Source organism: Streptomyces sp. NPDC020958, assembly GCF_055562175.1.
Window position 1 is genome coordinate 149,708 of record NZ_JBVHFU010000009.1, and the last position, 19,603, is coordinate 169,310.

Annotated in this window: 18 protein-coding genes; 14 read left to right on the plus strand and 4 right to left on the minus strand. The window is 71.5% G+C overall.

Translation table 11 applies throughout. The annotated features are described in order from the left end of the window. Positions 1 to 2: 2 nt before the first annotated feature. The 4 genes from ACZ3KP_RS25255 to holA all read left to right on the plus strand — a co-directional run bounded on the left by ACZ3KP_RS25255 (position 3) and on the right by holA (position 3,437). Complete coding sequence (locus ACZ3KP_RS25255) at positions 3 to 890, plus strand: arylamine N-acetyltransferase family protein (protein WP_467501834.1); 888 nt, start codon at positions 3 to 5, stop codon at positions 888 to 890. A gap of 174 nt (positions 891 to 1,064) precedes the next feature. Continuing rightward, the gene (locus ACZ3KP_RS25260; protein WP_467501835.1) at positions 1,065 to 1,946 is read left to right on the plus strand and encodes a YceI family protein; all 882 of its coding nucleotides are present in this window, start codon (positions 1,065 to 1,067) and stop codon (positions 1,944 to 1,946) included. 172 nt (positions 1,947 to 2,118) lie between these two features. Continuing rightward, a complete protein-coding gene (locus tag ACZ3KP_RS25265) occupies positions 2,119 to 2,364 on the plus strand; it encodes a hypothetical protein (RefSeq protein ID WP_358972895.1) in 246 nt (81 codons plus the stop codon). Positions 2,365 to 2,447: 83 nt separating this feature from the next. Beyond that, entirely contained in the window at positions 2,448 to 3,437 is a 990-nt protein-coding gene (gene holA / locus ACZ3KP_RS25270; protein ID WP_358972897.1) for a DNA polymerase III subunit delta, read from the plus strand. Positions 3,438 to 3,647: 210 nt separating this feature from the next. Here the strand turns inward: holA and rpsT are convergent, their stop codons facing one another. Continuing rightward, positions 3,648 to 3,914 (minus strand): 30S ribosomal protein S20, encoded by a 267-nt coding sequence (gene rpsT / locus ACZ3KP_RS25275; RefSeq protein ID WP_046733201.1) that lies wholly within the window; start codon positions 3,912 to 3,914, stop codon positions 3,648 to 3,650. Positions 3,915 to 4,167: 253 nt separating this feature from the next. On the opposite strand from rpsT, the gene lepA reads away from it, so the two are divergent. Together lepA and ACZ3KP_RS25285 are read left to right on the plus strand one after the other, a co-directional pair. Continuing rightward, on the plus strand, positions 4,168 to 6,042 hold the full coding sequence (lepA, locus tag ACZ3KP_RS25280) for a translation elongation factor 4 (protein WP_467501836.1): 1,875 nt from the start codon (positions 4,168 to 4,170) through the stop codon (positions 6,040 to 6,042). Positions 6,043 to 6,314: 272 nt separating this feature from the next. After that, entirely contained in the window at positions 6,315 to 8,189 is a 1,875-nt protein-coding gene (locus tag ACZ3KP_RS25285; protein ID WP_467501837.1) for an AMP-dependent synthetase/ligase, read from the plus strand. 102 nt (positions 8,190 to 8,291) lie between these two features. Here ACZ3KP_RS25285 and ACZ3KP_RS25290 read toward each other — a convergent pair whose 3' ends face one another. Next, positions 8,292 to 8,852, minus strand: coding sequence for a response regulator (locus ACZ3KP_RS25290; protein WP_467501838.1), 561 nt, complete (start codon positions 8,850 to 8,852; stop codon positions 8,292 to 8,294). A gap of 344 nt (positions 8,853 to 9,196) precedes the next feature. Here ACZ3KP_RS25290 and ACZ3KP_RS25295 point away from each other — a divergent pair, with 344 nt between their 5' ends. Together ACZ3KP_RS25295 and hemW are read left to right on the plus strand one after the other, a co-directional pair. After that, positions 9,197 to 11,194: a SpoIIE family protein phosphatase gene (locus ACZ3KP_RS25295; RefSeq protein ID WP_467501839.1), complete on the plus strand. Its 1,998-nt coding sequence runs from the start codon at positions 9,197 to 9,199 to the stop codon at positions 11,192 to 11,194. 120 nt (positions 11,195 to 11,314) lie between these two features. Next, on the plus strand, positions 11,315 to 12,547 hold the full coding sequence (gene hemW / locus ACZ3KP_RS25300) for a radical SAM family heme chaperone HemW (RefSeq protein WP_467501840.1): 1,233 nt from the start codon (positions 11,315 to 11,317) through the stop codon (positions 12,545 to 12,547). 126 nt (positions 12,548 to 12,673) lie between these two features. On the opposite strand, the gene ACZ3KP_RS25305 is transcribed toward hemW, so the two are convergent. Both ACZ3KP_RS25305 and ACZ3KP_RS25310 read right to left on the minus strand, forming a co-directional pair. Beyond that, a complete protein-coding gene (locus tag ACZ3KP_RS25305; RefSeq protein WP_467501841.1) occupies positions 12,674 to 13,480 on the minus strand; it encodes a DUF3097 domain-containing protein in 807 nt (268 codons plus the stop codon). 34 nt (positions 13,481 to 13,514) lie between these two features. After that, positions 13,515 to 14,237: an MBL fold metallo-hydrolase gene (locus ACZ3KP_RS25310; RefSeq protein WP_467501842.1), complete on the minus strand. Its 723-nt coding sequence runs from the start codon at positions 14,235 to 14,237 to the stop codon at positions 13,515 to 13,517. Positions 14,238 to 14,412: 175 nt separating this feature from the next. Between ACZ3KP_RS25310 and hrcA the strand changes: the two genes are divergently transcribed. The 6 genes from hrcA to ACZ3KP_RS25340 all read left to right on the plus strand — a co-directional run bounded on the left by hrcA (position 14,413) and on the right by ACZ3KP_RS25340 (position 19,598). Then, complete coding sequence (hrcA, locus tag ACZ3KP_RS25315; protein ID WP_358972915.1) at positions 14,413 to 15,429, plus strand: heat-inducible transcriptional repressor HrcA; 1,017 nt, start codon at positions 14,413 to 14,415, stop codon at positions 15,427 to 15,429. Beyond that, entirely contained in the window at positions 15,430 to 16,566 is a 1,137-nt protein-coding gene (gene dnaJ / locus ACZ3KP_RS25320; RefSeq protein ID WP_133021964.1) for a molecular chaperone DnaJ, read from the plus strand. It abuts the gene before it with no gap. Positions 16,567 to 16,674: 108 nt separating this feature from the next. Further along, complete coding sequence (locus ACZ3KP_RS25325) at positions 16,675 to 17,751, plus strand: nitronate monooxygenase (protein ID WP_467501843.1); 1,077 nt, start codon at positions 16,675 to 16,677, stop codon at positions 17,749 to 17,751. Further along, positions 17,748 to 18,506, plus strand: coding sequence for a 16S rRNA (uracil(1498)-N(3))-methyltransferase (locus ACZ3KP_RS25330; RefSeq protein WP_467501844.1), 759 nt, complete (start codon positions 17,748 to 17,750; stop codon positions 18,504 to 18,506). Before ACZ3KP_RS25325 ends, ACZ3KP_RS25330 begins: the two co-directional genes overlap by 4 nt. A gap of 50 nt (positions 18,507 to 18,556) precedes the next feature. Further along, positions 18,557 to 18,949 (plus strand): VOC family protein, encoded by a 393-nt coding sequence (locus ACZ3KP_RS25335; protein WP_467501845.1) that lies wholly within the window; start codon positions 18,557 to 18,559, stop codon positions 18,947 to 18,949. 76 nt (positions 18,950 to 19,025) lie between these two features. Then, positions 19,026 to 19,598 (plus strand): hypothetical protein, encoded by a 573-nt coding sequence (locus ACZ3KP_RS25340; RefSeq protein WP_358972926.1) that lies wholly within the window; start codon positions 19,026 to 19,028, stop codon positions 19,596 to 19,598. Positions 19,599 to 19,603 lie beyond the last annotated feature (5 nt).

Here is a 19,603-nt window from a genome sequence, read left to right on the forward strand (position 1 = left end):
GCATGAACTCGGTTGACTCCGCGCGGATCGACGCCTACCTCCACCGCCTCGGGGCCGCCCGCCCGGCCCGGCCCACCGCCGAGGCGCTGCGCGAGCTGCATCTGCGGCACCTGCTGGCGGTGCCCTTCGAGAACCTGTCGATCCACCTCGGCGAGGAGATCGGGCTGGAGGAGGACAGGCTGCTGGACAAGGTGGTGGGGGCGGGCCGGGCCGGGTTCTGCTACGAGCTCAACGGCGCCTTCGCCGTCTTGCTCACCGGACTGGGGTTCGGGGTGACGCCGCTGGCGGGGCGGGTGTACGGGGAGGAGGGGCGGCTGGGTATCCCGTACGACCATCTCGCGTTGCGGGTGCGGACGGTGGACGGCGGACAATGGCTGGCGGATGTCGGGTTCGGGGCGCACAGCCACTACCCGCTGGCGTTCGCGGAGCGGGGCGAACAGGCCGATCCCGGCGGGGTGTTCCGGATCACGGTGGCCGGGCCGGACGCGGCCGGGGTGAGCGGGGCGGGCCGCACGGCGGGCGGAGGCGCGGGCGTGTCGCGGGACGGGACGTCCGGAGATCTGGACGTGTTGCGGGACGGCCGGCCGCAGTACCGGCTGGAGGTCAGGCCGCGGGTACTCGGGGATTTCACGGCCGGGGCGTGGTGGCACAGTACCTCCCCGGCGTCGCACTTCACGCAGTCGCTGGTCTGTTCCCGGGTCACCGAGGACGGTGGACGGGTGACGCTGAGCGGCCGGAAGTTGACGGTGACGGCGGCCGACGGGACGCGTGAGGTGCGGGAGTTGGGTCCGGACGACGAGGTGCTCGGGGTGTACCGGGAGCGGTTCGGGATCGCGTTGGACCGTGTGCCGACCGTGCGGAACCCGCCGGGGGAAGACCGGAACGGCTAATTCGCCCTTCGGGGGATGACACGTCTCTACTGCCGCTTAGCGTGCTACTCGTGGGTGGTTCCGGCGGATGTGCTGCATTCCCGTTATGTGCTCCCGTGTTGCCTCGAAAGCCGCATAAGTGATCGAATGTTCCTTCGGTAACGGATGGTGGCGAGGCGTACAGGGGTGGCGTGGATGTTCGGCCGCTTGATGGGAAACCGAACGAACCGGGTGCAGCGGACGAGCCCCCTCGCGGCGGTGCAGACTCCGCCGGACGCCGGGGTGTTGAGCTGCCGGGTGGTGGACCCGGTCAACGAACCGGTGACGAACGCGGAGTTCGCGGTCAGCGACACCACCGGGCGCACGGTGGTCAGCGGCGGTGCCGACCCCTACGGGTCATTCGTGACGACCGTGCCCGCGGGGGAGTACCGGCTGGCGGTGTCCGCCGAGGGGTTCGCGCCCTACCGGGCCACCGCGCAGGTCGGCGAGAACTGCCTCGCCTCGCTCGGTGACGTGACCCTTCAGGTCGCCGCGCCGCCGGAGCTGCCGACGCCGGGTGACTGGGAGATCGAGCCCGCGCATTCCTCGATCGGCTTCACCGCCCGGCACATCGGACTGGCCCGGATCCACGGGCGGTTCAACTCGTTCGCGGGTGCGGTGCGGATCGCCGAGCAGATGGAGCGGTCCGCGATGCACGTGGTGATCGACGCCGCCACCATCGACACGGGCGTCCGGATGCGGGACGACCACCTGAGGTCGGCCGACTTCCTGGACGCGCAGCGCTTTCCGACACTGGAGTTCTACAGCGAGCGGTTCGTGCACAGGGGCGGCGCCAGGTGGGGGGTCACCGGGGCGCTGTCCCTGCGCGGTGTGACGCGGACGGTCACCCTCGACACCGAATACCTCGGCATGGGCAACGGCATGGAGGGCGAGGTGCGGGCGGCCTGCCGGGCCACGACCGAACTGCACCGGGACGACTTCACCGTGAGCTGGCAGACCATGCTGGCGCGCGGGATCGCCGTCGTCGGGCCGAGCATCCGGGTCGATCTGGACGTGCAGATCGTGCCCAGGGTCTGAACCGCTCGTCGGGATCGTGCCCAGGGTCTGAACCGCTCGTCGGGATCGTGCCCAGGGTCTGAACCGCTCGTCGGGATCGTGCCCAGGGGCTGACCGCCCGTCCGGATCGTGCCCAGCGGCTGACCGCCCGTCCGGATCGTCGTGGTGCGCGGCGGTGCCCGACAATGAGGCCGTGAGCGATGTGAGACATGTGCTGGTGCTGCCCGACCGGGACGCGGCGGAGGAGGCGGCCGAGGCGCTCGGCGAGCGGTTCGGGGTCGCCGAGGAGCCTCGGCTGGTGCGGGACGCGCTGGCGGGGGAGGACGACGCGGAGGACGCGCAGTGGCTGGTGCTGCTGCGGGACGAGGACAGGCGGCTGGATCCGGCGGCGCTGGACGAGTTCGCGGGGGAGTGGGAGGGCTGGCGGGAGGAGCCGTGAGCTGCCGCTGCCCTGGAAGATGCCGCTGACGGGCGTCCGGCCGCGTGGCCGCGTTGTCAGTGCGCCGTGGGATGCTTGGCGCGATGGCCAAGAAGACTGCTGATGACGATCCGCTCGCCCCGGTGACCCTCGCCGTGGGGCAGGAGGACCTGCTGCTCGACCGTGCCGTGCAGCAGGTGGTGGCCGCCGCCCGGGCCGCCGACGCCGACACCGACGTACGGGACCTGACCCCGGACCAGTTGCAGCCCGGCACCCTCGCGGAGCTGACCAGCCCGTCGCTGTTCGCGGAACGCAAGGTCGTGGTCGTACGCAACGCACAGGATCTGTCCGCCGACACGGTCAAGGACGTGAAGGCGTATCTGGGGGCGCCCGCCGAGGAGATCACGCTCGTGCTGCTGCACGCGGGCGGGGCCAAGGGCAAGGGGCTGCTGGACGCGGCGCGCAAGGCGGGGGCGCGGGAGGTCGCGTGCCCGAAGATGACCAAGCCGGCCGATCGGCTGGCGTTCGTCAGGGGCGAGTTCAGGGCGCTCGGGCGGTCCGCCACGCCCGAGGCGTGTCAGGCGCTCGTCGACGCCATCGGCAGTGATCTGCGGGAGCTGGCGTCCGCCGCGTCCCAGCTCACCGCGGACGTCGAGGGCACCGTCGACGAGGCAGTCGTCGGGCGGTACTACACCGGGCGGGCCGAGGCGTCCAGCTTCACCGTCGCCGACCGGGCCGTGGAGGGGCGTACGGCGGAGGCGCTGGAGGCGTTGCGCTGGTCGCTGGCGACCGGGGTCGCACCGGTGATGATCACGAGCGCGCTCGCGCAGGGCGTGCGGGCGATCGGGAAGCTGTCCGGGGCCAGGGGCGGCCGGCCCGCCGATCTCGCGCGGGAGCTCGGGATGCCGCCGTGGAAGATCGACCGGGTGCGGCAGCAGATGCGTGGCTGGACGCCGGACGGGGTCGCGGCCGCGCTGCGGGCCGTCGCCGAGGCGGACGCGGGAGTGAAGGGCGGCGGGGACGATCCCGAGTACGCCCTGGAGAAGGCCGTGGTGACCATCGCGCGGGCGGCCCGGTCCCGAGGGCGCGGCTGAGGGCTGTCGCGAGAGTCCCGCCGGGAGCGCACATGACGAAGGCCCCGTCCGCCGCCCTGGGGAAGGGCGGGGGCGGGGCCTTGTCACACAGCTGTCGAGTCCGTTCCCGCGTGGCGAACGCAGGCCGCGAACAGACTCTGGGTGCCGGTCGGGAGCGGATGAGAGAGGGCCCGCTCTGGGTCCTTCCGGCGGTCAGATCAGGGAAGAGGTTCAGCCCTGGAGGGAAGCGACCTTGGAAGCAAGCGCCGACTTCTTGTTGGCGGCCTGGTTCTTGTGGATGACGCCCTTGGAGACGGCCTTGTCGAGCTGACGCGCGGCAGCGCGCTGGAGCTCGGTGGCCTTCTGGACGTCGCCCGCGGCGGCGGCCTCACGGGCCTTGCGGATCGCGGTCTTCAGAGACGACTTGACGGCCTTGTTGCGCAGCCGGGCCTTCTCGTTGGTCTTGATCCGCTTGATCTGGGACTTGATGTTCGCCACGAATGAGCCTTTTCAGGTTCTGGTACGGGCCAGGAGTTCTCCGCGTGCCGAAGGCATGGAAGAGTCCGGATCCCCTACCGGGTGTTTTCTGATTGACGTGCCTCGTGCTGAGAGGACATGAGACACAGCTGCCCAGACTAGCAGTGGGGCGGCGGCCAGCCCAAACCGCCCCCCGGTCGCTCTCCATGGGACCATGGAGGCTACGTATAGATCCGACCCGAGGCATAAGGCGCCTCAAGAGACAGGACCCTGCGTGCCCGCGACCCCTAACAATGTGCCCGAGCCGAGCCGTACCGACCCGGCTCTGATCCGCAATTTCTGCATCATCGCGCACATCGACCACGGCAAGTCCACGCTCGCCGACCGGATGCTCCAGCTGACCGGTGTGGTCGAGCAGCGGCAGATGCGTGCTCAGTACCTCGACCGGATGGACATCGAGCGCGAGCGCGGCATCACGATCAAGTCCCAGGCGGTGCGTCTGCCCTGGGCCCCCACCGAGGGCCCGGACCAGGGCAACACGCACATCCTCAACATGATCGACACCCCGGGTCACGTCGACTTCACCTACGAGGTGTCGCGGTCGCTGGCGGCCTGCGAGGGGACCATCCTCCTCGTCGACGCCGCCCAGGGCATCGAGGCGCAGACCCTCGCCAACCTCTACCTGGCGATGGAGAACGACCTCACGATCATCCCTGTGCTCAACAAGATCGACCTGCCGGCCGCGCAGCCGGAGAAGTTCGCCGAGGAACTGGCGAACCTGGTCGGCTGCGAGCCGGACGACGTGCTGCGGGTCTCCGCGAAGACCGGTGTCGGCGTCGATGCGCTGCTCAACAAGGTCGTCAAGGAGATCCCGGCGCCGGTCGGCGTCGCCGACGCGCCCGCCCGCGCCATGATCTTCGACTCGGTCTACGACTCCTACCGCGGTGTCGTGACGTATGTCCGCGTCATCGACGGCCAGCTCAACAAGCGCGAGCGCATCAAGATGATGTCGACCGGCGCCACGCACGAGCTGCTGGAGATCGGGACCAACTCGCCGGAGATGCTGGCCGCGGACGGCCTGGGCGTCGGTGAGGTCGGTTACCTGATCACCGGCGTGAAGGACGTCCGGCAGTCCAAGGTCGGTGACACCGTCACCAGCCAGAACAAGGGCGCCACGGAGGCCCTGGGCGGCTACAAGGACCCGAAGCCCATGGTCTTCTCCGGTCTGTATCCGCTCGACGGCTCCGACTATCCGGAGCTGCGTGAGGCACTGGACAAGCTTCAGCTCAACGACGCCGCTCTCGTCTACGAACCGGAGACCTCCGCCGCCCTCGGCTTCGGCTTCCGCGTGGGCTTCCTCGGCCTGCTGCACCTGGACGTGATCCGGGAGCGGCTGGAGCGCGAGTTCGGTCTCGACCTCATCGCCACCGCGCCCAACGTGGTCTACCGCGTGGTCATGGAGGACCGGACCGAGTACACGGTCACCAACCCGAGCGAGTTCCCCGAGGGGAAGATCAACGAGGTGTACGAGCCCGTCGTACGGGCCACGATCCTCGCGCCGACCGAGTTCATCGGTTCGATCATGGAACTGTGCCAGACCCGGCGCGGCACCCTGCTCGGCATGGACTACCTGTCCGAGGACCGGGTCGAGATCCGGTACACCCTGCCTCTCGCGGAGATCGTCTTCGACTTCTTCGACCAGTTGAAGTCGAAGACGCGCGGTTACGCGTCGCTGGACTACGAGCCGACCGGTGAGCAGACCTCAAGCCTGGTCAAGGTCGACATCCTGCTGCACGGCGACAAGGTCGACGCGTTCTCGGCGATCACGCACAAGGACGCTGCCTACGCGTACGGTGTGCGGCTCGTCGCCAAGCTGCGCGAACTCATTCCGCGGCAGGCCTTCGAGGTGCCGATCCAGGCCGCCATCGGCTCCCGGGTCATCGCCCGCGAGACCATCCGCGCCATCCGCAAGGACGTCCTCGCCAAGTGCTACGGCGGTGACATCTCGCGTAAGCGCAAGCTGCTGGAGAAGCAGAAGGAAGGCAAGAAGCGGATGAAGATGGTGGGTTCCGTGGAGGTTCCCCAGGAGGCCTTCATCGCCGTCCTCAGCAGCGATGACAGCGCGGGTTCGGCCAAGAGCAAGAAGTAACCGCGGGTAACGATCGGTCGCGTCCGCAAAACAGGCGCAACAGGGGTCCGCCGTACGAAAGTATGGCGGGCCCCTACGCGCGCGTAGGGTCGCTCTGCGTGGAAGATGCGGGGAAACAGACAGGCCGAGGCCTCTTACGCACAGCCCGGCCGCGGCTTACTCTGATCCCTGCTCGTTAGTTACTCGCGAGTTAAACAACCAGCGCCAGCCCCACCGTGAGCAAACCCAGCCGCACTGAGCCAGCCGCACCGTCGCGGGTCCCGGAGGATGTCGTGAGCGACACACAGACACTGATCGAGAACCGACCGCCGTCCGTGGCGGCCCTCTTCCTTGATCGGGTGGCGGCCACACCGGACGCCGAGGCCTACCGCTACCCGGTACCCGCGGCCTCCGGCCAGGGCCCCGACGACTGGAAGTCGCTCAGCTGGGCGCAGGCCGCCGAACGCGTCTACGCCATCGCGGCCGGTCTCATCGAACTGGGCATCCAGCCCGAGCAGCGGGTCGCGCTCGCCTCCTCCACCCGCGTCGAGTGGATCCTCGCCGACCTCGGCATCCTGTGCGCCGGCGCCGCCACCACGACCGTCTATCCGCAGACCAACGCCGAGGAGTCGGCGTTCATCCTCTCCGACTCCGGGAGCCGGGTGCTGATCGCGGAGGACGCGGCGCAGCTCGCCAAGGCCGTCGAGAAGCGCGCCGAGCTGCCCGAGCTCACGCAGGTCGTCGTCATCGACCCGGCCGGCGTCGAGACCGGTGACTGGGTGATCACCCTGCCCGAACTGGAGGCGCGCGGCGCCGAGTACCTGCAGACGCACCCCGAGCTGATCAAGGAGCGGGTCGGCGCGATCACCAAGGACCAGCTGGCCACGCTCATCTACACCTCCGGCACCACCGGCCGCCCCAAGGGTGTGCGGCTGCCGCAGGACAACTGGTCGTACATGGCGAAGGCGATCGCCGCGACCGGGCTGATCGGCAGCGAGGACGTGCAGTACCTGTGGCTGCCGCTCGCCCACGTCTTCGGCAAGGTGCTCACCTCCGGGCAGATCGAGGTCGGTCACGTCACCGCCGTCGACGGCCGCGTCGACAAGATCATCGAGAATCTCCCGGTCGTGCAGCCGACGTACATGGCTGCCGTGCCCCGCATCTTCGAGAAGGTCTACAACGGCGTCGCGGCGAAGGCCCGCGCCGGTGGTGCGGCCAAGTACAAGATCTTCCAGTGGGCGGCCGAGGTCGCCCGCGAGTACGCCAAGGTCACCCAGGACAACTTCCGCCGCACCGGCGCCGCGACCGCGCCCTTCGGCCTGGCCGCCAAGCACAAGGTCGCCGACGGCCTGGTCTACTCCAAGCTGCGCGAGGCGTTCGGCGGACGGCTGCGGGCCTGTGTCTCCGGTTCCGCCGCGCTCGCGCCCGAGATCGGCTACTTCTTCGCCGGCGCCGGCGTGCACATCCTGGAGGGCTACGGCCTCACGGAGTCCTCGGCGGCGTCCTTCGTCAACCCCGGCGAGGCCTACCGCACCGGCACGGTCGGCAAGCCGCTGCCCGGCTGCGAGGTGCGGATCGCCGACGACGGCGAGATCCTGCTGCGCGGCCCCGGCATCATGCAGGGCTACCACGGGCTGCCCGAGAAGACCGCCGAGGTCCTGGAGAGCGACGGCTGGTTCCACACCGGTGACATCGGTGAGCTGTCGCCCGACGGCTATCTGCGGATCACCGACCGCAAGAAGGACCTCATCAAAACGTCCGGCGGCAAGTACATCGCGCCTGCCGAGGTCGAGGGACAGTTCAAGGCGGTCTGCCCCTACGTCTCCAACATCCTGGTGCACGGCGCCGACCGGAACTTCTGCACCGCGCTGATCGCCCTCGACGAGGCCGCGATCCTTGAATGGGCGAAGGAAAACGGCCTGGACGGCAAGCCCTATGCCGAGGTCGTGGCCGCGCCGGTCACCGTCGAGATGGTCGACGGATACGTCAGGCAGCTCAACGAAGGTCTCCAGAAGTGGCAGACCATCAAGAAGTTCCGGCTGCTTCCGCGGGATCTCGATGTGGAACACGGGGAGATCACGCCGAGTCTGAAGCTGAAGAGGCCGGTCGTGGAGCGGGAGTACAAGCACCTCATCGACGAGATGTACGCAGGGACCCGGGAGGCCTAGGCCCTGGGGTTTCGTGGGCGGACCCTGGTCCGAAGGGAAGGGGCGCGTGGGGAGCGGTCGTGCGGTTCCCCCCCGCGCCCCTCCGCGTCCTTTGCATCCGCGTCAGTGCGATCTGGTCCCGCTCAACAGTCGCCGAAGTTTCCCGGCTTCTTCTCTCAGCACCGCTACATCGACGGGTTCCTCGGACAACCGGGCCTCCATGACCGCCAGCCGCCTGCTCAACTCGCCGAAATCGGCCTGTTCCCGCGCCAGCAGTGCCTCCAGTTGCTGGTTCTTGCGGTGCAGTTCCAGGAAGACGTTCACCTTCGCCCGCAGCACCCACGGGTCGAACGGCTTCGTCAGGTAGTCCGCCGCGCCCGTCGCATAGCCGCGGAACGCGTACCCCGCCTCCTCCTCCGCTCCCGTCAGGAAGATGATCGGGACGTCCTTCGTCCGGTCGAGGCGTTTGATGTTCGCGGCTGTCTCGAAGCCGTCCATGCCCGGCATGTGGATGTCGAGCAGGATCACGGCGAAACGACGGAGCAGAAGAGCGTTCATCGCCTCCTCGCCGGACCGCGCCCGGACCATCGGCTCGTTCAACGAGCCGAGGACGGCTTCCAGCGCGGTCAGGTTGTCCTCCATGTCGTCGACCAGGAGGATGCCGGCCCGCTCGTCAGCGATCATTGCTCCGTCCGTTCGGTCGTCGGCCGCCCTGTCGCCTCCCGTGCCGTCGGGGCGTTCGTCCGGGCGGTCAGGGCCTGCCGGCTCCCGCCTCACGCGCCGCGTTTCGGTGCCGAGGCGGGCGCCGGGCCGTGAGTGCCCCGCGCGGCGGTCGGCGCGGGGAGCGGAGGGCGCGGTGGTGATGCTCGGAGTTGTTCCGGTTTCTGTCCGTCTTCGAGCACACGCGTAGCACTGTTCTCACTCATGGCGGCCCACTTCGGTAACTCGGTGCTTATGGGCGCAGTCAGTCTGTCACTCTGTCCGCATCCGTCGGGATGTATTCGTCCGAACTGCTCGGGGAGCTGGACATGGGGGCCATACCCACGCAACGGGAGACCGTCTCCCGGGTCCGCGAGGCGCCTGCGCGCGACGAGGCGCCCGCCGCCGAGGAAGCGCACGACAGCGCGGTCCCGCGCGCGCAAAGGTGCGCGACCCTGCCCGGAAGCCCCCTCGCGCCCGGTTCCGCCCGCGCACTGGTGCGCGCCTCCCTGGACGAGTGGAGCGACTGCGGACTGCTCGGCCGGGAACAGCAGCGGGTCGCCGAGGACGCCATGGTCGTCGTCAGTGAACTCGTCACCAACGCCGTGGTGCACGCGGGCACCGACGTCGAGATCGACTGGTGGCTGGAGCAGTCCGTCCTCGACGCGCGTGACCCGCGCGAACGCAGCGAAGAGATCGCGTTCGTCGTCGAGGTGACCGATCACCATCCCTCCCGGGCGCCCCGCGACCACCCGGGCGAGACACCGTACGAGACGCCGGAGTACGGGCGCGGGCTGCGGCTGGTCGCCACGCTCGCCGAGTCCTGGGGGGTGACGTACCGCACCGGTGCGAAGTCCGTGTGGGCGCGGCTGACCGGCCGCGGCGGCACCCTGCCCGACGAGCAGGAGCTGAGGGTCGCCGAGATCCTCGCCCCCGAGCCCCCCGCGCCCCCCGCGCCCCCCGAGCCGTCGGCCGCGCCCGACCGGAGCTGCCCGCACCGCCCGGAGCGGGACCGCGACTGGCTGAACCGGGGTGCCCTGACCTTCCTCGCGGAGGCCTCCGACCTGCTCGCCGGGCAGCTCGACGAGAACCTGGTGGCCGCCCTCACCGGCCAGCTGATCGTGCCCAGGCTCGCCGACTGGTGCGCGGTGTGGCTGGAGGACGAGGCGACCGTACGCGGCGGCTGGAACGACCCGACCGGCGCCGGCGGGCCGCGGCTGGCCCGTGTCTGGCACGGCAGCGAGAACCGCATCGAGGAGCTGCGCCGGGCCCTGGAGAAGGACCCGCCGGGCGTCACGGAGGGCCTGCGGGCGGGGCCCGAGCCCTACCCCTGGCCAGGCGCGGCGCTCGGCCCGCGGGACGCCCACGGCGCGGCGCTCGCCTACCGGCTGATCGCGGGCGGGCGGCCGCTCGGCACGCTCGTCATCGGACGCTCGGGACCGGACGGCTTCCCCGACGAGATCACCGGTCTGGTCGAGGACTTCGGCCGCCGGGTCGCCCTGGCCATCGGCGCGGCCCGCCAGTACGCCCGGCAGGCCACCATCAGCGCCGTCCTGCAGCGGGGGCTGCTGCCCGGTGCGGTCGCCGAGATCCCGGGCGTCGCCAGTGCGCTCGTCTACGAGCCCTGCGACAAGGGCGGCCCCAGCGGCGACTTCTACGACCTCTTCCCGGCGAGTGACGGCCGCTGGTGCTTCGCCGTGGGCGACGTCCAGGGCAAGGGTCCCGAGGCGGCCGTCGTCATCGGCCTGGCGCGGCCCTGGCTGCGTCTGCTCGCCCGCGAGGGCTACCGGGTCGCCGACGTCCTGGACCGGCTCAACCAGCTGCTCCTCGACGACGCCACCGAGGCCGCCGACGCCGCCGCGCGGGCCCTGGTCGCCGCCGGTGGCCACCTGCCGCCCGGCGACGGCCCGCAGACCCGGTTCCTGTCGCTGCTGTACGGCGAACTGATCCCTCTCGAAGGCGGCGGGGTGCGCTGCACCCTGGCCTCCGCCGGGCATCCGCTGCCGCTGCTGCTCGGCCCCGACGGCCGGGTGCGTACCGCCGCCCGGCCGCAGACGCTGCTCGGCGTCGTCGAGGACGAGACCTACACCAGCGAGACGATCGAGCTCGCGCCGGGCGACAGCCTGCTGTGCGTGACGGACGGGGTCACGGAGCGCCGCTCCGGTTCCCGGCAGTTCGACGACGGGGACGGGCTCGCCCGGGCGCTGGCCGGCTGCGCGGGGCTGAGCGCCGAGCTGATCGCCGAGCGGATCAGGCGGCTCGTCCACGAGTTCGGTGGCGGCCAGCCCGAGGACGACCTGGCGCTGCTGGTGCTCCAGGCGGAGTGACGGCGCGGTGACCGGCACCGTACGGGGACGCGTGCGTGCGCGGGCATCCGTACGCGGCGAGTGCGGGACAGCGCGCGTGCGCGGGCATCCGCACGCGGTGAGTACGGGACAATGGGGGACATGCCTTCCGTACTTCCCGACGGCGAGCCGGTCCCGGACGACGGCGCGCTCCCGGCGGCCGCGCTGGCCGGCGCCGCCGCCCGCCCCCTCGGGTTCTACCTGCACGTCCCCTACTGCGCGACCCGCTGCGGCTACTGCGACTTCAACACCTACACGGCGACCGAGCTGCGCGGCACCGGTGGGGTGCTCGCCTCCCGCGACAACTACGCGGACACGGTGGCCGACGAGGTCAGGCTGGCCAGGAAGGTCCTGGGGGACGACCCGCGGGAGGTGCGGACCGTGTTCGTCGGGGGCGGTACGCCGACGTTGCTGGCCGCCGGTGATCTGGTGCGGATGCTGGACGCGATCCGGGACGAGTTCGGGCTCGCTGCGGACGCGGAGGTCACCACGGAGGCGAACCCGGAGTCCGTCGACCCGGCGTATCTGGCGGCCCTGCGGGAGGGCGGCTTCAACCGGATCTCCTTCGGCATGCAGAGCGCGCGGCAGCACGTCCTGCGGGTGCTGGACCGTACGCACACGCCCGGCCGCCCCGAGGCGTGCGTGGCCGAGGCCCGGGCGGCCGGGTTCGAGCACGTCAACCTGGATCTGATCTACGGCACGCCCGGTGAGTCCGACGACGACTGGCGGGCCTCCCTGGACGCGGCGATCGGGGCCGGCCCGGACCATGTGTCGGCGTACGCGCTGATCGTCGAGGAGGGCACGCAGCTGGCGCGGCGGATCCGCCGGGGCGAGGTGCCGATGACCGACGACGACGTGCACGCCGATCGGTACCTGATCGCCGAGTCGGTGCTGTCCGGGGCGGGTTTCGACTGGTACGAGGTGTCCAACTGGGCGACCTCGGAGGCGGGCCGCTGCCTGCACAACGAGCTGTACTGGCGGGGCGCCGACTGGTGGGGTGCCGGGCCGGGCGCGCACTCGCACGTGGGCGGGGTGCGCTGGTGGAACGTCAAGCACCCGGGGGCGTACGCGGCGGCGCTGGCGTCGGGTCGGTCGCCGGGCGCCGGACGCGAGGTCCTGTCGGACGAGGACCGGCGGGTGGAGCGGATCCTGCTGGAGCTGCGGCTGCGGGAAGGGGTGCCGCTGGGGCTGCTCAAGGAGGAGGGGCTGAAGGCCGCGCGGCGGGCGCTGGGGGAGGGCTTGCTGGCGGACGGCCCCTTCGAGGAGGGGCGGGCCGTGCTGACGTTGCGGGGGCGGCTGCTGGCGGATGCGGTGGTGCGGGACCTGGTGGACTGAGGGGTCACCCCCGCGACAGCGGGGAGCACGACCTGCTCGGCCGTGCGGACGAACTGATCGGCGGACCACCTCCGCGTGGGCGGAGAGCCGTCCACCGGTTCCGGTGGATCAACGGCTCGGCGGACGTCAGGGCACGGTCACGTGGTCGATGAGACGCTCGACACATCCCAGCAGTTCCGGCTCCAGGTCCTTGTAGGAGTTCACGCGCGCGAGGATCGCCTGCCACACCGCGCCCGTGTTGTCCGAGGGCCAGCCCAGCGCCCGGCACACGCCTGTCTTCCAGTCCTGGCCGTGCGGGACGCGGGGCCAGGCGTCGATCCCCAGGGACGCCGGTTTCACCGCCTCCCAGATGTCGATGTAGGGGTGGCCGACCACCAGGGCGTGGTCCCCGGTCACCGACTGGGCGATGTGCCACTCCTTCGTGCCCGGCACCAGGTGGTCCACGAGCACGCCCAGCCGGGCGTCCGGGCCCGGTGCGAACTCGGCCACGATCGACGGCAGGTCGTCGACGCCTCCCAGGTACTCCACGACCACGCCCTCGATGCGCAGGTCGTCGCCCCACACCTTCTCGACGAGTTCCGCGTCGTGGCGGCCTTCCACGTAGATGCGGCCCGCGCGGGCGACACGCGCGCGTGCGCCGGGGACCGCGACCGAGCCGGAGGCGGTACGGGTGGGGCGGGCCGGACCCGCGGAGGCGGGCCGTACGAGGGTGACCACCCGGCCCTCCAGGAGGAAGCCGCGCGGCTCCAGCGGGAAGACGCGGTGCTTGCCGAAGCGGTCCTCCAGGGTGACCGTGCCCGCCTCGCAGCGGATCACCGCGCCGCAGAAGCCCGTGCCGGGTTCCTCCACCACCAGGCCGGGTTCGGCGGCCACCTCGGGCACCGGCTTCGGCTTCTTCCACGGCGGGGTCAGGTCGGCGGAGTACTGGCGCATTCGGATGACGATAGGAGAAGCGGGTGGGGTGTGCCTACGACACGCCGAAACGCGCCGCCAGGGCGTCGCGCTGGGCCCGTACGAACGCCGCGTCGACCACCGCTCCGTGACCGGGGACGTACCGGGCGCGGTCACCGCCGAGGGCCAGCAGCCGGTCCAGGGCGGCGGGCCACCGCGACGGTACGGCGTCGGGGCCGGCCTGCGGGTCGCCGGACTCCTCCACCAGGTCGCCGCAGAACACCACCTCGGGGTCGCCGGGGACGAGGACCACGAGGTCGTGGGCGGTGTGGCCGGGACCCACGTTGGCGAGCAGGACCTGGCGGCCGCCGCCGAGGTCGAGGGTCCACTCGCCGGAGACCAGGTGGCGGGGGACGGGGAGGGCGTCCGCCGCCTCCTCGGCCTCCGGGGCCGGCAGGCCGTTGCCTACCGCGTCCAGGCGCAGCCCGTCACGGTCGTGGGCGAGGACGGTCTGCGCGCCCACCGCCGCGTACAGGTCCGTGCCCGCGAACGCCGCCGCCCCGAGGACGTGATCGAAGTGGGCGTGGGTGAGCGCGAGATGGGTCACACGGTGGTCGGCGAGCGCCTGCGCCTGGGTGCGCAACCGGGCGCCCTCCGCGAGGCTCGACCCGGCGTCCACCATGAGGGCCGTGCCCGCCCCGAGGACCAGCCCCGCCGTGCAGTCCCAGCCGGGCAGCCGGCACCGGCCGACCCCGTCGGCCAGGCGCTCCCAGCCCAGCTCTTCCCAAGTCACCGTCATACCGCGACGCTAGCCGCAGAACGCGGCGGGTCCGTACCGTCCCCGTACCGACCTTGCCCAGTCGGTACCCGACGGCCGTACACTGGGCCGGGGACGCTGGCACTCGGGCTCGCAGAGTGCCAGACGAAAGACCCGAAAGGCCGCGGGGACGACTTTCTGGAGGTGTGGCGCGAAGATGCTGAGTGAACGCAGGCTCCAGGTGTTGCGCGCCATCGTCCAGGACTACGTCGGCACCGAGGAGCCGGTGGGTTCGAAGGCGCTGACCGAACGGCACAACCTCGGTGTCTCGCCGGCGACCGTCCGCAACGACATGGCCGCCCTGGAGGACGAGGGGTACATCGCCCAGCCGCACACCAGCGCGGGGCGGATCCCCACCGACAAGGGCTACCGGCTGTTCGTCGACAAGCTGGCCGGTGTCAAGCCGATGACCGCGCCCGAGCGGCGGGCCATCCAGAGCTTCCTCGACGGCGCCGTCGACCTCGACGACGTCGTGGCCCGCACGGTCCGGCTGCTGGCCCAGCTGACGCGGCAGGTGGCCGTGGTGCAGTACCCCTCGCTGACGCGGTCGACGGTGCGGCACGTGGAACTGCTCGCGCTCGCCCCCGCGCGGCTGATGCTGGTGCTGATCACCGACACCGGGCGGGTCGAGCAGCGGTTGGTCGACTGTCCGGCGCCGTTCGGGGAGGCGTCCCTGGCGGATCTGCGGGCGCGGCTGAACAGCCGGGTCGCGGGCCGCCGGTTCTCGGACGTGCCCCGGCTGGTGGAGGACCTGCCGGACGCCTTCGAGGCCGAGGACCGCGGTACGGTCTCGGCGGTGCTCTCCACCCTGCTGGAGACGCTCGTCGAGGAGAACGAGGAGCGGCTGGTGATCGGCGGTACCGCCAATCTCACCCGCTTCGGGCATGACTTTCCCCTCATGATCCGGCCCGTCCTGGAGGCTCTGGAGGAGCATGTCGTGCTCCTCAAACTCATGGGCGAGGCGGGGGATTCGGGCATGACCGTGCGCATCGGTCACGAGAACGCCCACGAGGGACTCAACTCCACGTCCGTGGTGTCGGTCGGTTACGGTTCGGGCGGCGAGGCACTCGCCAAGCTCGGCGTGGTCGGACCGACCCGCATGGATTACCCGGGAACGATGGGAGCGGTACGAGCGGTGGCACGGTACGTCGGACAGATCCTGGCGGAGTCGTAAGTGGCCACGGACTACTACGCCGTTCTCGGCGTGCGCCGCGACGCGTCGCAGGAAGAGATCAAGAAGGCCTTCCGTCGGCTCGCGCGCGAGCTGCACCCGGACGTCAACCCGGATCCGAAGACCCAGGAGCGGTTCAAGGAGATCAACGCCGCCTACGAGGTGCTCTCCGACCCGCAGAAGAAGCAGGTCTACGACCTCGGCGGGGACCCGCTGTCGCAGAGCGGCGGCGGGGGCGCGGGCGGCTTCGGCGCCGGCGGGTTCGGGAACTTCTCGGACATCATGGACGCCTTCTTCGGTACGGCGTCGCAGCGGGGGCCGAGGTCGCGGACGCGGCGCGGCCAGGACGCGATGATCCGGATCGAGGTCGAGCTCGACGAGGCGGCCTTCGGCACGACCAAGGACATCCAGGTCGACACGGCGGTCGTCTGCAACACCTGCAACGGTGAGGGCGCGGCGCCGGGCACCACCGCCCAGACGTGTGACATGTGCCGGGGCCGCGGTGAGGTCTCGCAGGTGACGCGGTCGTTCCTGGGTCAGGTCATGACCTCGCGGCCGTGTCCGCAGTGCCAGGGCTTCGGGACGGTCGTGCCGACGCCGTGCCCCGAGTGCGCCGGTGACGGACGGGTGCGGTCGCGGCGGACGCTGACCGTGAAGATCCCGGCGGGTGTCGACAACGGCACGCGGATCCAGCTCGCCGGTGAGGGCGAGGTCGGCCCCGGCGGCGGTCCCGCCGGTGACCTGTACGTCGAGATCCACGAGCTGCCGCACTCCACGTTCCAGCGGCGCGGCGACGACCTGCACTGCACGGTGACCATCCCGATGACGGCGGCTTCCCTCGGTACGAAGGTGCCGCTGGAGACGCTGGACGGGATGGAGGAGGTCGACATCCGGCCGGGCACCCAGTCGGGGCAGTCGATCCCGCTGCACGGGCGCGGGGTCACGCACCTGCGGGGCGGCGGCCGGGGCGACCTGATCGTCCACGTGGAGGTGACGACTCCCACCAAGCTCGACCCGGAGCAGGAGAGGCTGCTGCGGGAGCTGGCGAAGCTGCGCGGGGAGGAACGGCCGACGGGGCAGTTCCAGCCCGGGCAGCAGGGACTGTTCAGCCGGCTGAAGGACGCGTTCAACGGGCGCTGACGGGCCGCGGCATTCCCCTGGCATGTGCCAGGGTGGCGGCACATTCCTGGCATGTGCCAAAGCGGCGGCCGATTCGGTCTTGTCCGGAGGACGTGACAACATGCCGTCATGTCCTCCGCGCTGACCGATCTCTGCCGCTTTCCGATCGTGCAGGCCCCCATGGCGGGCGGGGCCTCGGGTCCGCAGCTCGCCGCCGCCGTGTCCGAGGCGGGCGGACTGGGGTTCCTGGCCGCCGGGTACAAGACCGCCGACGGGATGTACCAGGAGATCAAGCAACTGCGGGGACTGACCGGCCGCCCCTTCGGCGTGAACCTCTTCGTGCCGCAGCCGGAGTACGCGGAGTCCGGGGCCGTGGACCTCTACGCGCACCAGCTGGCCGGTGAGGCCGCCTGGTACCGGACCGAGCTCGGTGACCCGGACAGCGGCCGGGACGACGGGTACGACGCGAAACTCGCCGTCCTCCTCGACAACCCGGTGGCCGTGGCCTCCTTCCACTTCGGCGTGCCGAGCCGGGAGGCCCTGGACTCACTGCGCCGGGCCGGCACCTTCACCCTGGTCACCGCGACCACGGCCGAGGAGGCCCTCGCCGTCGAGCGGGCCGGCGCGGACGCGGTGATCGCGCAGGGTGTCGAGGCCGGTGGTCACCAGGGCACCCACCGGGACGTCCCCGAGAACGACGGCTCCGGGATCGGGCTGCTCGCGCTGGTCGCCCAGATCCGGGACACCGTGAGCCTGCCCGTGGTCGCCGCGGGCGGGATCATGCGCGGCAGCCAGATCGCGGCCGTGCTCGCGGCGGGCGCGAGCGCCGCCCAGCTGGGCACGGCCTTCCTGGCCACCCCCGAGTCCGGCGCCCCCGACGTGCACAAGCGGGCGCTGACCGACCCGCTGTTCACGCGCACCGAGCTGACCCGGGCGTTCTCCGGGCGGCCCGCCCGCGGCCTGGTCAACCGTTTCCTGCGTGAGCACGGCCCGTACGCGCCCGCCGCCTACCCGGAGGTCCACCACCTCACCGCCCCGCTGCGCAAGGCCGCCGCCCGGGCCGGGGACGCGCAGGGCATGGCGCTGTGGGCGGGGCAGGGCCACCGGCTGGCCCGGGAGCTGCCGGCCGGTCGGCTCGTGGAGACCCTCGCCGAGGAACTCGCGGCCGCGTCGACAGCGTTGTCGACCAAGGAGGAGGGGCGATGACAGCGCCCGTGTTCGTCGTCGAGCGGTTCCCCGCGGACTCCGCGGAGGGCGGCGGCCAGTACGTCCTGGACGGCCCCGAGGGGCGGCACGCGGTCTCCGTGAAGCGGCTGGAGGCCGGCGAGGAGGTCGTGCTCACCGACGGCGCCGGACGCCACGCCGTCTGCGAGGTGGTCGCCGCCGAGGGCAAGGACCGGCTCGTGGTGCGCCTGGGCGCGGTGACCGAGGAACCCGCGCCCGCGCCCCGGATCACCGTGGTGCAGGCGCTGCCCAAGGGCGACCGCGGGGAGGTCGCCGTGGAGACCATGACCGAGGTCGGCGTGGACGCGATCGTGCCCTGGCAGGCCGCCCGGTGCATCACCCAGTGGAAGGGCGACCGGGGGCTCAGGTCGCTCGCCAAGTGGCGGGCGACCGCCCGCGAAGCCGGCAAGCAGTCCCGCCGGGTGCGCTTCCCCGAGGTCGCGGACACGGCGACCACCAAGCAGGTCGCGGCGCTGCTCGCGGGCGCCGCCCTCGCCGCCGTGCTCCACTCCGACTTCGAGCACGACAGTGCGCCGCTCGCCACCGCCGAACTGCCCGCCGTGGGCGAGATCGTGCTGGTCGTCGGGCCTGAAGGGGGCGTGGCCCGGGACGAGTTGGCGCTGTTCGAGGAGGCGGGTGCGCGGGCGTACACCCTGGGGCCTACGGTGATGCGTACGTCGACCGCCGGCACCGCGGCCGCGGCCCTGTTGCTGGGCCGCACCGGCCGGTGGTCCTGACCCGTACGACAGCCGCACCGCACCCGCACCACCTCCTGGGGGAACGCGCCGTGGAACTCGCCCAAGTCCGGCTCCTGGTCACCGACTTCGCCGCCTGCTACCGCTTCTACTCCGACGTGCTCGGGCTGAAGCCGCAGTCGGGGGCGAGCGAGGGGCCGTACGAGAAGTTCAGTCCGCACGCCGGGTCCGCGGGGATCGCCCTGCAGGACCGGGCGATGATGGCCGAGACACTGGGCGAACTGGGGGACGCGGCGACCGGGCACCGTTCGCTGGTGGTGCTGCGCGTCGACGACCTCGACGCCTACTGCGAGCAGATCACCTCACGCGGTGCGGTCCTGGTGCACGGGCCGGCGCCGATGACGCAGCGGATGCGGGTCGCCCACCTGAAGGACCCGGAGGGGAACCTGGTGGAGCTCCAGGAGTGGCTGCTGCTGCGCACCTGAAGGGTGACGGTCCCGAACAGGTGAGTGGCCGTAAGCCCCCTACCGCCAGGGCCGGGACGGTGGCAGGCTGCCCTCCATGGGGGCATTGAGGCGGATTTGGCGCCGGCCGCGCGGCAGCAGGGCGGCGGCCGTGGCGGGGCTCGCGGTGGTCGCCGCCGGCGTCCTGGCGGGCTGCCGGCCGAGCGACCTGAACACCGCGACCGTCGCGTACACCACCGACCAGACGGCCACCGCCGAGCTGAAACGGCAGCACGTCGACGTCAGTTGGCTCACCTGCACCGGCAGCTACGGCACGGCGGGCACGTCCGGCGCCTCCGGCTCGTCGGCGAGGACGCCCTCGGCGACCGAGGCCACCGTGGTCTCCGTCGACTGCAAGGGCAGGACCAAGGACGGGCGGGCGATCACCGTCACCGGCCGGGTCACCAAGGCGGTCAGCGGTGCCTGTGTGCGCGGCGACCTCGTCGCGAAGGTCGGCGGCAAGGAGTGGTTCCGGGTGAACGGCCTCGGAAACTGCGACGCCACCCCCGGCCCCGCGTACAGCACGTACCGGCCCCCCACCTACGGGCAGCGGCCCGGCCCCACCGTGACCGTGACGAGGACGATCTGGTGCCAGGGCGACCCCACGTGCTGGCCCGTGCAGGGCAAGTGATCGAA